General features: G+C 64.6%; 10 protein-coding genes and 1 pseudogene. 9 read left to right on the top strand and 2 right to left on the bottom strand.

Annotated elements, in window-relative coordinates:
• Nucleotides 1-154 precede the first annotated feature (154 nt).
• Nucleotides 155-1,016 (bottom strand): annotated as a pseudogene (locus tag EJ066_RS05425) (endonuclease/exonuclease/phosphatase family protein).
• 158 nt (nt 1,017-1,174) lie between these two features.
• Here EJ066_RS05425 and obgE point away from each other — a divergent pair.
• From obgE to EJ066_RS05400, 5 genes are all read left to right on the top strand, one after another.
• A complete protein-coding gene (gene obgE / locus EJ066_RS05420) occupies nt 1,175-2,203 on the top strand; it encodes a GTPase ObgE (RefSeq protein ID WP_126035610.1) in 1,029 nt (342 codons plus the stop codon).
• 2 nt (nt 2,204-2,205) lie between these two features.
• On the top strand, nt 2,206-3,438 hold the full coding sequence (gene proB, locus EJ066_RS05415; RefSeq protein ID WP_245455083.1) for a glutamate 5-kinase: 1,233 nt from the start codon (nt 2,206-2,208) through the stop codon (nt 3,436-3,438).
• A gap of 3 nt (nt 3,439-3,441) precedes the next feature.
• Entirely contained in the window at nt 3,442-4,728 is a 1,287-nt protein-coding gene (locus EJ066_RS05410) for a glutamate-5-semialdehyde dehydrogenase (protein ID WP_126035608.1), read from the top strand.
• A gap of 264 nt (nt 4,729-4,992) precedes the next feature.
• Nucleotides 4,993-5,580: a nicotinate-nucleotide adenylyltransferase gene (locus tag EJ066_RS05405; RefSeq protein ID WP_126035606.1), complete on the top strand. Its 588-nt coding sequence runs from the start codon at nt 4,993-4,995 to the stop codon at nt 5,578-5,580.
• A gap of 87 nt (nt 5,581-5,667) precedes the next feature.
• Nucleotides 5,668-6,963 carry an MFS transporter gene (locus tag EJ066_RS05400; RefSeq protein ID WP_126035604.1) on the top strand — a complete coding sequence of 432 codons (1,296 nt, stop codon included), beginning with the start codon at nt 5,668-5,670 and terminating at the stop codon, nt 6,961-6,963.
• 34 nt (nt 6,964-6,997) lie between these two features.
• Here EJ066_RS05400 and EJ066_RS05395 read toward each other — a convergent pair whose 3' ends face one another.
• Entirely contained in the window at nt 6,998-7,855 is an 858-nt protein-coding gene (locus tag EJ066_RS05395) for a mechanosensitive ion channel family protein (protein WP_126035602.1), read from the bottom strand.
• Between the two features lie 241 nt (nt 7,856-8,096).
• Between EJ066_RS05395 and rsfS the strand changes: the two genes are divergently transcribed.
• The 4 genes from rsfS to EJ066_RS05375 all read left to right on the top strand — a co-directional run bounded on the left by rsfS (nt 8,097) and on the right by EJ066_RS05375 (nt 11,923).
• Nucleotides 8,097-8,474 carry a ribosome silencing factor gene (gene rsfS / locus EJ066_RS05390; RefSeq protein WP_023678068.1) on the top strand — a complete coding sequence of 126 codons (378 nt, stop codon included), beginning with the start codon at nt 8,097-8,099 and terminating at the stop codon, nt 8,472-8,474.
• Between the two features lie 108 nt (nt 8,475-8,582).
• Nucleotides 8,583-9,065: a 23S rRNA (pseudouridine(1915)-N(3))-methyltransferase RlmH gene (gene rlmH, locus EJ066_RS05385; protein WP_126035600.1), complete on the top strand. Its 483-nt coding sequence runs from the start codon at nt 8,583-8,585 to the stop codon at nt 9,063-9,065.
• A gap of 163 nt (nt 9,066-9,228) precedes the next feature.
• Nucleotides 9,229-10,596, top strand: coding sequence for a murein hydrolase activator EnvC (locus EJ066_RS05380; protein ID WP_126035598.1), 1,368 nt, complete (start codon nt 9,229-9,231; stop codon nt 10,594-10,596).
• A 1-nt stretch (nt 10,597) separates the two neighbouring features.
• On the top strand, nt 10,598-11,923 hold the full coding sequence (locus EJ066_RS05375; RefSeq protein WP_126035596.1) for a S41 family peptidase: 1,326 nt from the start codon (nt 10,598-10,600) through the stop codon (nt 11,921-11,923).
• The last annotated feature ends 102 nt before the right edge of the window (nt 11,924-12,025 follow it).

The raw sequence follows: 12,025 nt of genomic DNA, 5'->3' as shown, positions 1-12,025 counted from the left end.
GCCGGCCGTAGCCCTCATAAGCGCCTCCGCCCTATGAAGGCTAGGGCCGGCGTAGGCCGGTTCTCGAAACCACCACCATATGGCTCGCCAGAGCGAATTTCGAAACGGTCTCTGAGGCGTATTGATCTTCAATGATATCGGCCTGCCAGTGCACTCAGGCGATTTCGATCCAGACCGGCAAGTGGTCCGAACCGACTGCTTGTCGGTCGACCCAGATGCGCTTCAGCGATTTGGCGAGCGAGGCACTGGTGAAGACATAGTCGATGCGCTTGTGGCGGCTGGCGTCGTCGGGCCGCTTGGGGTCGACCCAGGTGACGAGATCGGCGCCTGTGGCGGCAAGGCGCAGGGCGGCATCGACGGCAAGATCGGCGGTCACAGGCATGCCGAATTCGTGATCCGGGCGGCCGGCGAGTTCGACATATTCGGGCGATCCGGCCAGCATATTGAAATCGCCCATGACGACGAAGGCTTCGGCAGGCAGGCAGGCCGACCTCGGCGACGCCGGACAGCGCGCCGCCCTCGATCGCATAGTTCAACAGGCGCCGGCGCAGAAATCGGATCTGACCGGTGCGTTCGACCGGGCTGCGATGATCGAGATGAGTGGAATAGAAGCGGATGAAACCAAGCGGCGTCTCGATCAGCGCCTCCAGCGCGCCGCGCTGGAAATTCATCACTTCGAGACTGCGGCTGCGCGGCAAGAGGAGATTGCGCGACAGATGAACGGGCGTTTTCGAGAGCACCATGTTGCCGAGCTGGAAGGTGGTCGTGATGGCGCGGCCGTTTTCCAGACGCGAGCCGATATTGGCCTCGAAATTGCTGCCGTAGACGGCGAAGTATTCGGGCAGCGCCTCGCCGAGCTCGGCCACCATGTCGCGGCCGCCATTGTTGGGGTTGTTGCGCGAGACCTCCTGCAGCGCGATCGCGTCGGCGCCGCGCACGGCATCGGCGATGCGGCCGACATCGTAGCGGCCGTCGAGGCCGACGCCGTAGTGGATGTTGTAGGTTACGAACTGCATTCCGACATGCCTCCGGATCTAGTGCGGCGAATCCGAAATTCGCATCCTTATGCATCCAAAAGGGACGCAAGGCGCCGCGGTCGCAAAACGGCCTCGCCCTTTGCCCCACCTTGGTTTAGAGCAATTCCCCAAAGCCATAGCAGAAACTCAACAATCCGATGAAATTTCTCGATCAAGCCAAGGTCTACATCCGCTCCGGCGACGGCGGCGCCGGTTCGGTGTCGTTCCGGCGCGAAAAGTTCATCGAGTTCGGCGGTCCCGACGGCGGCGACGGCGGTCGCGGCGGCGATGTCTGGGTGGAGGCGGTCGACGGGCTGAACACGCTGATCGACTATCGATATCAGCAGCATTTCAAGGCCAAGACCGGCACGCACGGCATGGGCCGCAACATGACTGGCGCCAAGGGCGCCGACGTGACGCTGAAGGTGCCGGTGGGAACGCAGGTCTTTGCCGAGGACAACGAGACGCTTATCTGCGACCTGACCGTGGTCGGCCAACGCTTCCTTTTGGCCAAGGGCGGCAATGGCGGCTTCGGCAACCAGCATTTCAAGACCTCGACCAACCAGGCGCCGCGCCGCGCCAATCCGGGCCTGCCGGGCGAAGAGCTCAACATCTGGCTCAGGCTCAAGCTGATCGCCGATGCTGGCCTGGTCGGCCTGCCCAATGCCGGCAAGTCGACTTTTCTGGCCGCCGTGACCGCAGCCAAGCCGAAGATCGCCGATTATCCCTTCACCACGCTGCATCCGGGTCTCGGCGTGGCCCGCATCGACGGGCGCGAGTTCGTCATCGCCGACATCCCCGGCCTGATCGAGGGCGCGCATGAAGGCGTCGGCATCGGCGACCGTTTCCTCGGCCATGTCGAACGCACGCGTGTCCTTCTGCACCTCGTCTCCGCGCAAGAGGAAAATCCGGGCAAGGCCTACAAAACAGTACGCGCCGAACTGGACGCCTATGGCCATGGGCTGATCGAGAAGGTCGAGATCGTTGCGCTTTGCCAGGTCGACACGCTCGACGCCGATGCGCGCAAGAAAAAGGTCGCTTCGCTCAAACGTGCCGCCGGTCGCGCGCCGATGCTTTTGTCCGCGGTCACCGGTGAAGGCGTCGAGGCGGTTCTGCGCGCGCTGATGGCAGTTGTGACCGAGGCGCGAGAAGCCGTCGCCACTCCGGTCGAGACGCGCTGGAGATAGAGATGGCCGCGCAGTCGCTGAGAAAATACCGGCGCATCACCGTCAAGATCGGCTCGGCGCTGCTTGTCGACCGCACGGCGGGCCTGAAGCGGGACTGGCTGGCCTCGCTTGCCGACGACATCGCCGTGCTGGCCGAAGGCGGCGCCGAGATCCTTGTCGTGTCGTCCGGCGCCATCGCGCTTGGCCGCACCATTCTCGGCCTCGGCAAGCGGGCGCTGAAGCTCGAGGACAGCCAGGCGGCGGCTGCCGTCGGGCAGATCGCGCTGGCCGGCGCCTGGTCGGATGCGCTCGGCAAGGGCGGCCTGAAATCGGGCCAGATCCTGCTGACGCTCGGCGACACCGAGGAGCGCCGCCGCTATCTCAATGCGCGGGCTACGATCTCGACGCTGCTCAAGATGAAAGCGGTGCCGGTCATCAACGAGAACGACACGGTGGCGACCTCCGAAATCCGCTATGGCGACAACGACCGGCTGGCGGCGCGCGTCGCCACCATGATGGGCGCCGACCTGCTGGTGCTGCTCTCCGACATTGACGGGCTCTACACGGCGCCGCCGGCGCGCGACCCGCAAGCCCGGTTCATTCCGATCGTCGACCGCATCACCCCCGACATCGAGGCGATGGCGGGCGCGGCCGCTTCGGAGTTTTCGCGCGGCGGCATGCGCACCAAGCTCGATGCCGGCAAGATCGCCACCGCCGCCGGCACCGCCATGATCATAACCGCCGGCACGCGGCTGTCGCCGCTGATGGCGATCGAGCGTGGCGAACGGGCGACGTTCTTCCGGCCGAGCGCCAATCCGGTCAAAGGCTACAAGACCTGGATCGCCGGGCAGCTCGAACCAGCCGGCCGGCTGACCGTCGACGCGGGCGCCATCAACGCGCTGCTGTCGGGCAAGTCGCTGCTGCCGGCCGGCGTCAAGCTGGTCAGCGGCAATTTCTCGCGCGGCGACACGGTGGCGATCCTGTCGCCCGAGGGTCGCGAGGTCGCGCGCGGACTGGTTGCCTATGATGCCGCCGATGCCGTAAGGATCGCTGGCTTGAAGACTGCCGAGATCGAAACGGTGCTCGGCTACGAAGCGCGATCGGCAATGATCCACCGCGACGACCTTGTGGTGAGCCATGCCAGTGACCAAGTACGGGCCAGTGACCAAGTACGGGCCAGTGACCAAGTACGGGCCAGTGACCAAGTACGAGCTGGTGACCAAGTAATCGGTGACCGGGCACAGAGCGGAGGGTGAGCCATGCTGAAGCTGCATGAAAAATCCCGGGACGACACCGCAGCAACGATGGCCGACATCGGCCGCCGCGCGCGGGCCGCCGCGCGACCGCTGGCCATAGCTGCGGCCGAGCGCAAGCACGCCGCATTGATCGCCATGGCGCAGGCGATCCTCCATCACGAGCGTGACATTCTCGACGCCAACGCCATCGACATCAGGAATGGCGGGGAGTCCGGGCTTTCAGCCTCCTTCATGGATCGGCTGAGGCTTGATCCTGCCCGCATCCGCGCTATGGCCGACGGCATCCGCGAAATCGCCGATTTGCGCGATCCGGTCGGCGACGTCATCGCCGCATGGGACCGTCCGAACGGCCTGCATATCGAGCGGGTGCGCACGCCGCTCGGCGTCGTCGGCGTCATCTATGAGAGCCGGCCGAACGTGACGGCGGATGCCGGCGCGCTCTGCCTCAAGGCCGGCAATCCGGTGATCCTGCGCGGCGGTTCGGATTCGCTCAATTCCTCCGCCGCCATCCATGCCTGTCTGGTCGAGGGGCTGAAGGCGGCCGGTCTACCACAGGACGCCATCCAACTCGTGCCGACCACCGACCGCGCTGCTGTCGGCGAGATGCTGAAAGGCCTCGGCGGCAATATCGACGTGATCATTCCGCGCGGCGGCAAGAACCTGGTCGAACGCGTCCAGAACGAGGCGCGGGTGCCGGTCTTCGCTCATCTCGAAGGCATCTGTCATCTCTATATCGACCACTCCGCTGATCTCGACATGGCGGTCAGTATCGCGGTCAACGCCAAGATGCGGCGCACCGGCGTCTGCGGCGCGGCCGAGACGCTGCTGGTCGACCGCGCTGTTGCCTCCACCCATCTCGTGCCAATCCTTGAGGCGTTGCACGCGGCAGGGTGCGCTATCCACGCCGACGCCGAGGTGCTGAAGGTGTTTGCAGAGGCCAAGCCCGCGACCGATGCCGACTGGGTGAGCGAATATCTCGATGCCATCATCGCGGTGAAGCTGGTCGATGGCGTTGCCGGTGCAATCGAGCATATCGAGAATTTTTCCTCGCATCACACCGAGGCTATCGTTGCCGAGGATGCGAATGCCGTCGAACGGTTCTTCAACGAGATCGATTCGGCGATCCTTCTGCACAATGCCTCGACCCAATTCGCCGATGGCGGCGAATTCGGGATGGGCGCCGAGATCGGCATCGCCACCGGCAAAATGCATGCGCGCGGCCCGGTCGGCGTCGAGCAACTGACCTCGTTCAAGTATCGCGTGCGCGGGACGGGACAGGTGAGGCCTTGAAGCTATTCGCCGTTAGAGCCTGAGGCGTTGCGCGCGCCGACCCCCCTCTGTCCTGCCGGACATCTTCCCCTCAAGGGGGGAGATCGGCTGTCATTTCTGATTTCGCCAGTCGCCGGCGCTGCAAGATTTGCGCCTGCGACGAAGCCACCGATCTCCCCCCTTGAGGGGAAGATGCCAAGTCCTGGCAAAGAGGGCAGGGCTGAGGGGGGCGCCTGACGCATGCTTTCCTCTTCCGAACATCCCGTCCCCTCCCGATACCTTCACATGCCGCATGCCGGAAAAGGCCTGGCCGTCGGCCTGTTCGGCGGCTCGTTTAATCCCGCCCATGCCGGTCATGCGCTGGTCGCGGAGATTGCGCTCAGACGTCTGGCGCTCGATCAGTTGTGGTGGATGGTGACACCGGGCAATCCGCTCAAGAGCGCGCGGGAGCTGGCGCCGCTGGCTGAGCGGCTGCGCCTGTCGGAGCGGATCGCCAGGAACCCGAAGGTCAAGGTCACTGCCTTCGAGGCGACCCATCATGTCCGCTTCACCGCCGACACGTTGGCCCTGGTCAAGGCGCGCAACCCGGGCGTCGACTTCGTCTGGATCATGGGCGCCGACTCGTTGCGCGACTTCCACCGCTGGCAGCGCTGGCGCCAGATCGTGATGACGTTCCCGATCGCGGTGATCGATCGTCCAGGTGCTACGCTGTCGTTTCTGTCGTCGGTCGTCGCCAAGACCTTCGATTACGCGCGCGTCGACGAGGGCGACGCGCCGCGGCTCGCCCGCATGAAGGCGCCGGCCTGGACCTTCATCCACGGTCCGCGTTCGTCGCTGTCGTCGAGCGCGATCCGTAAAATGGCGAACGGCTAGGCACGGGCTCCCAAGCGTAGAAGGCAAGCCCAGCCATGTCGCATTTGCGGCGGCTTTTCTCCGATCCGTGGGCGATCCTGTGCTGGCATGACGATTCTCGAGCGAAACCAGACCAGACGCGATCCGGTACAGGGCAGCCCGCCAGCCCCGGCGATCGCGATTGCCAGCGTCGTCCTGTCGATGGCGCTGGTCGCGGTCGGCAACGGGCTGATGTTTGCCTATATCCCGGTCCGGCTCGGCGCCGAGGGTTTCGATCCGACCTGGGCCGGGCTGATCGTCACAGGCCTTTCGGCCGGCGGCCTGGCAGGCTGCATCCTGACCGGACCGCTGGTGCGGCGCGTCGGCCATGCTCGCGCGTTCATGGTGCTGTCGGCGCTGATCGTACTGTCCAACGCCGCCGTCGGGGCCGGGCCGCACCCGCTGTCGTGGATCGCGGCACGTGCGCTCTATGGCTTTGCCATATGCGGCCTGTTCATCGTCGCGCAAAGCTGGCTGAACGACGTCGTCGCCAACGCCATACGCGGCAGGGTCATGGCCTTCTTCTATGTCGCCTATGTCGCCGGGCTGGGCGTCGGCTACTCCACATTGGCGCTGATCGATATAAGGGCCGCGGACGCGCCGCTGATCGGCATCGCCTTCACCGCGCTGTCGATCCTGCCCGTGGGACTGACGCGGCTCGCCCAGCCGCCGCCGCCGCAGGCGGCGTCCGTCGCGCTTGGCCGGGCCTGGCGGATTTCGCCGGTGGGCGTCGCCGGCATGGTTGCCGTTGGCGGCCTGTCGATGACGATTTCGGGCTTCGCGCCGATCCATGCCACGGCCAAGGGCTACAGCCAGGCGGATGTGGCGCTGCTGCTGTCGGCGATGCCGGTCGGCACATTGATCCTGCAGATACCGCTCGGCTGGATTTCCGACCGCACCGACCGGCGCTTCGTGCTGGTCGCCGCTTCGGCGCTTGCCACGGTGGCGGGCCTGTTCGCCCTCGGCTTCGACGGTGGTGCGTTGGCGGCGCTGGTCGTCATCTATGTGGTCTGGGACGGCGCGTCGGAATCGATCTATTCGCTGGCCAGCGCGCATGCCGCCGACCGCGCCGGCAAAGACGACATGGTGGCGCTGTCCAGTTCGCTTCTGTTTGCGTGGTCGCTGTCCGGCTTCATCGTTCCCGGCATTGTGACCGGGCTTTCCGCTGTCTATGGAACGCAGGCCTTCATCTATGTGGCCATCGTCATTGCCACCGTCTTTTGCCTGTTCGTGCTGTGGCGTGTGGTGGCGATGTCGCCTGTTCCCGCCGCCGAGACCGGCAATTTCGCGCCGATGACGGCGCAGGCGCCGCTGCCGGTCGATCTTGCCTTTCGGTCGGAAGAGCAGCGCCGCGCGGACAACTAGATTAGATCCAGCGCCCGGGAATTGGTCATCCCGGCTATTGCCTTGTAACGGGCGCTTCCGGCCGTGGTGCTTCCGGCGGCGGCGCGGGAATCGAAATGCCTTCGCTGTCGAAAGCCTGCTTGGCGCGTTTGGTGAGATCGATCTGGGTGGCGAAGAAATCCGCAGCCGAGGTCCAGTAGCGCAATGTGATGGCGACGTTGCTGTCGCCGACGGTCGCCACAAATGCAATCGGCGCCGGCTCCCGCCTGATGCGCCGCTCGGTGGCGGCGACGCCAAGCATCGTCTTTTGCGCGAGATCGATATCGTTCCACGAGCCGATGGTCAGCGTGATGTCGCCGCGGCGGGCACCGTTGCGCGTATAGTTGCGGACAGGCTGGTTCCACAGCGTCGAATTGGGGGCGAGGATGTAGACGCCGTCAACCGTTCTCAGCGTGGTGGCGAACAGCCCGATTTCCTCGATGGTCCCGGCGATGGCGCCGACCTCGACATGTTCGCCGATGCGGAATGGCCTCAGCGCCAGCAGCATGATGCCGGCGGCGATGTTCTGCAGCGTACCCTGCAGTGCGAGGCCGATGGCCAGGCCGATGGCGCCGATGGCGGCAATGATCGAGGCCGTCTGCACGCCGAATTGGCCGAGCACCATGATGACGACTAGGATCAGGATGGCGTAGCGGGCGATCCTCGAGAAGAAGTGGCGCAGCGTCACGTCGAAGCCATGGATATGGCCGAGGCCGGCATAGATCGAGCGCTGGGCGAGGCCGGCGACGATGTAGCCGACGACCAGCAGGATGACGGCACCGACGGCCGAGAACGAATAGGAGACGATCAGGGTACTGAGCTGCGCAAGGCCGGACTGCACGGTGAGAAGAGCGTTTTGAGGGTCGCTAGGCATGGGGGAGATCCAATGGGGTCGCTGAGCCGATAACCATGCGAAGTGCGAAGAGTTCCGATTTTTCTCCGGCGGCGGAACCGGGCGATCGGCCAGTCTTTCGGCGATAGCAAGGGCTGCCGTCTTGAAACTGCAACGCAACTCTGCCTATCTAAGGGTGTCACCTGCTTTAAAGGGTGATTTGGTTGTTCTTGCTGCGAAAGGAAATACACTGAGAACAGCACTGCGGAAGAAGGCCGATATCGTGCCTTCGCCGGCCGGGATCAGCGTAAATGACGCCGTGTCCCGCGCCATCAAGACAGTCCTTGCCAGTCTGGAAGACTCCAAGGCCGAAAACATCGTCTCAATCGACATTCAGGGAAAATCGAGCCTCGGTGACTATATGGTCGTCGCGTCCGGCCGATCGCACCGTCATGTCTCGGCTGTCGCCGATCATCTCCTCAAGGCGCTCAAGGATGCCGGGCTCGGCACGGCGCGCGTCGAGGGGCTGGCTGGCGCCGACTGGGTCCTGATCGATTCGGGCGACATCATCGTCCATGTCTTCCGTCCCGAAGTCCGCGACTTCTACAATCTCGAAAAGATGTGGCAAGCGCCGGACCTCGAGGAAGAGACCCTGCACTGAGCCGAATTGTTTTGATGCATGTCGTTGTCCCAAAACCGGTGATCACCCTCGGGGTCAGGCCCGAGGGTAGGCTTTGGGCAACATGCATTAGCGGCTCTTTGAGGTAGGATGAAGATTACCGTTTATGCCGTGGGCCGAATGAAAACCGGCCCCGAGAAGCAGCTCGCCGACCGCTATTTCGAGCGCTTCGCCAAGAGCGGCCCGGCAGTGGGGCTTGAATTCGCCGGCATTGCCGAGACTGCGGAAGGCCGCGCCCAGAGCGCCAGCGAGCGCCGGCGCGAGGAAGGCCAGAAACTGCAGACGCATTTGCAGCCGGGCACCGCGCTGATGCTGCTCGACGAGCGCGGCAAGAACCTTTCCTCCGAGGAATTCGCCGGCCGCATCGGTCTCTGGCGCGACGGCGGGCGCAAGGCGCTGGTCATCGCCATCGGCGGCGCCGACGGCCACGACCAGCCGCTGCGCGATCAGGCCGATCTGATGGTGTCGTTCGGCGCGCTGACATGGCCGCACCAGTTGGTCCGTGTCATGTTGGGCGAGCAGCTTTACCGGACGGCCACGATCCTGTCCGGTCATCCCTATCATCGCTCGTGAGTCCCTGCTCGTAAGTCCATGGGCAGGCTTCAACCGAAACCGGTGGATTGGCGCGAGCCGCCCGGATTTTCGCCTCAATGCGTCACGAGGTTGCTTGCGGTCGGTGGGCTCTCGAACATGGTTGATGATTCGTTAACGAAGCCACGCATAGAGTCGGGCTTCAATGTCTGAAGGTTGGAAATCGCGAACGGGCTTTTGGCGCGCATGCTGCGGCTTGGCAGTGGCGGCGCTCGTGCTGTCGCTCGGTGTCTCGCGAGCCGAGAACAGGCTCGACATGGCGCCTGACCCGGACCAGAGCCGCGCCGAATACGAACGGGTATCGAAGGAGATCACGCTGTCGTCGGAGCGGCTGGCCAAGCTCGCCGCCGATATAGCGACGGTCAAGAAGGACCATGCCTCGATCACCGCGGCGCTGATCCAGTCGGCGATGACCGAGCAGAAGCTCGGCCAGGACATCGAGGATATTGGCGCCAGGCTGGAAGGGCTGAAGGGCGAGGAGCAGAAGATCCGCGCCTCGCTGGCCGCTAGACGCGACGTTCTGGCAGAGGTGCTGGCTGCGCTGCAGCGCATGGGGTTCAATCCGCCGCCGGCCATCCTGGTCAAGCCGGAGGACGCGCTGTCGTCGGTGCGCAGTGCCATCCTGCTCGGCGCTGTGGTGCCGGAACTGCGCCAGCAGACCGGCATATTGCTGGCGGATCTCAAGGAGCAGTCGCGGGTGACGGCCTCGATCGAGGCGGAGCGGGCGCGGCTGACAGAGGCGGTCGGCGAGCAGACGGCGGAAAAGAAGCGGCTCAGCATGCTGCTCGAAGCCAAGCAGAAGCTCGAGGCCGAGACGGAAGCGGCGCTGGCCGCGGAAAAGCAGCGATCCGCAGCACTTGCGGCCAAGGCCGGCAGCCTGAAGGAACTGATCGCCTCGCTCGAGGCCGACAAGGCCCGCAAGGCAGCGGATGCGGCGAAGGCAGCCGAGCAGAAGACCGCGGACGCCGACAAGGCCCCGGCACAAGACAAGGCCTCGGCACAGGAGAGGGCCCCGGCACAGACGGAACTGGCGGCCCTGCCGGTGCCGGAAGCCAACCGGCTCACCGCCGCCGCGCCGTTTTCGGCACTTCAGGGGCAGATCGCGCTGCCGGTCACCGGCAAGATCAAGCGGCGGTTCGGGGCCAACAACGGTAACGGCGCAGTGATGCTCGGCGACATGGTTGCGACACAATCGGGAGCCATCGTCACGGCGCCAGCGGACGGAAATGTGCTTTATGCCGGACCTTTTCGCTCCTATGGTCAACTCTTGATCCTGAACGCGGGTGACGGCTATCATGTCGTTCTGGCGGGGATGAGCAGAATCAGCGTCGCGTCTGGTCAGTCGGTGCTCGCAGGAGAGCCGATCGGCGCGATGGGAGAGGCCCGGGTGGCGAGCACCTCGGCATCGAAGAATGGAAATGCCACGCCGGAACTCTATGTTGAGTTCCGCAAGGATGGAAAACCCGTCGATCCGGCCCCATGGTGGGCGGACCGTTTCTCTGGAAGGACGTGAGATGATGCGGAAATTGTCGCTTCTGTTTGCCGGTGCGCTGATGGGCGCATCTGCGATGAGCCTGGTCTATGGTGCACCCGGCTCGACGGCGAACGCTGCGGGCTCCGAGACCTACAAGCAACTGGCGATCTTCGGCGACATCTTCGAGCGGGTCCGGGCGCAATATGTGACGCCGCCCGACGACAAGTCGCTGGTCGAAAACGCCATCAACGGCATGCTTACCTCGCTCGACCCGCACTCCTCCTACATGAACGCCGAAGAGGCGCAGGACATGCGCGTGCAGACCAAGGGCGAGTTCGGCGGCCTTGGCATCGAGGTCACCATGGAGAACGACCTGGTCAAGGTGATCACGCCAATCGACGATACGCCGGCCGCCAAGGCGGGCGTGCTTGCCGGCGACTATATTGCCAAGATCGACGGCGAGGAGGTCCGCGGCCTGAGCCTCAACGACGCGGTCGAGAAGATGCGCGGGCTGGTAAACACGCCGATCAAGCTCACTATCCTGCGCGAGGGCGCCGACAAGCCGATCGAGCTGACGGTGGTGCGCGCCATCATCAAGGTCAAGGCGGTCAAGGTCCGGGTCGATGACGACATCGGCTACATGAAGATCACCTCCTTCACCGAAAAGACCCTTGACGACCTCGAGAACGCCATCGACACCATCAAGAAGCAGGTGCCGAACGACAAGCTCAAAGGCTACGTGCTCGATCTGCGCCTCAATCCGGGCGGGCTGCTCGACCAGGCGGTGAGCGTATCCGACGCCTTCCTCAACCGTGGCGAGATCGTCTCGACGCGCGGCCGCGATCCGAAGGACGTCACCCGCTTCGACGCACGGCCCGGCGACGACATCGACGGCAAGCCGCTGGTCGTACTCGTCAATGGCGGCTCGGCCAGTGCGTCCGAAATCGTCGCCGGCGCGCTGCAGGATTTGCGCCGCGCCACGGTGGTCGGCACGCAGTCCTTCGGCAAGGGTTCGGTGCAGACCATCGTCCCGCTCGGCGAGAACGGTGCGCTGCGCCTGACGACGGCGCTCTATTACACGCCGTCCGGCAAGTCGATCCAGGGCAAGGGCATCACGCCCGACATCAAGGTCGACCAGCCGTTGCCGGCGGAACTGCAGGGCAGGGACCTGACGCGCGGTGAGTCGGACCTCAAGGGTCACATCAAGGGCAGCGATGAGGGCGATACCGGTTCGGGCTCGGCAGCCTATGTGCCGCCGGAGCCAAAGGACGACCTGCAACTCATCTTTGCCGAGCAGCTGCTGCGCGGCGAGAAGACCGATCCGGCGTTCCCGCCGAATCCGGACAAAGCGGTCTTGAATCAGTAAGGGCGTCTTGAACCAGTAAGTTGATCGGCCGGGCCCTTGTTTTGATGCATGTCGTTGTCCCAAAACCGGGACCACTTTTGGGCGACATGCATTGGAGGTCTG

It is taken from the genome of Mesorhizobium sp. M9A.F.Ca.ET.002.03.1.2, from assembly GCF_003952365.1.
Classification (GTDB): domain Bacteria; phylum Pseudomonadota; class Alphaproteobacteria; order Rhizobiales; family Rhizobiaceae; genus Mesorhizobium.
This window is presented reverse-complemented; position numbering and strand designations above follow the sequence as displayed.

Bases quoted from the DNA above. Each gene is read 5' to 3' on its own strand.
- rlmH (WP_126035600.1), top strand. From the start codon at position 8,583: ATGAAGATTACCGTTTATGCCGTGGGCCGAATGAAAACCGGCCCCGAG.
- EJ066_RS05405 (WP_126035606.1), top strand. From the start codon at position 4,993: ATGCCGCATGCCGGAAAAGGCCTGGCCGTCGGCCTGTTCGGCGGCTCG.
- obgE (WP_126035610.1), top strand. From the start codon at position 1,175: ATGAAATTTCTCGATCAAGCCAAGGTCTACATCCGCTCCGGCGACGGC.
- EJ066_RS05375 (WP_126035596.1), top strand. From the start codon at position 10,598: ATGATGCGGAAATTGTCGCTTCTGTTTGCCGGTGCGCTGATGGGCGCA.
- proB (WP_245455083.1), top strand. From the start codon at position 2,206: ATGGCCGCGCAGTCGCTGAGAAAATACCGGCGCATCACCGTCAAGATC.
- EJ066_RS05410 (WP_126035608.1), top strand. From the start codon at position 3,442: ATGCTGAAGCTGCATGAAAAATCCCGGGACGACACCGCAGCAACGATG.
- EJ066_RS05395 (WP_126035602.1), bottom strand. From the start codon at position 7,855: ATGCCTAGCGACCCTCAAAACGCTCTTCTCACCGTGCAGTCCGGCCTT.
- EJ066_RS05400 (WP_126035604.1), top strand. From the start codon at position 5,668: ATGACGATTCTCGAGCGAAACCAGACCAGACGCGATCCGGTACAGGGC.
- EJ066_RS05380 (WP_126035598.1), top strand. From the start codon at position 9,229: ATGTCTGAAGGTTGGAAATCGCGAACGGGCTTTTGGCGCGCATGCTGC.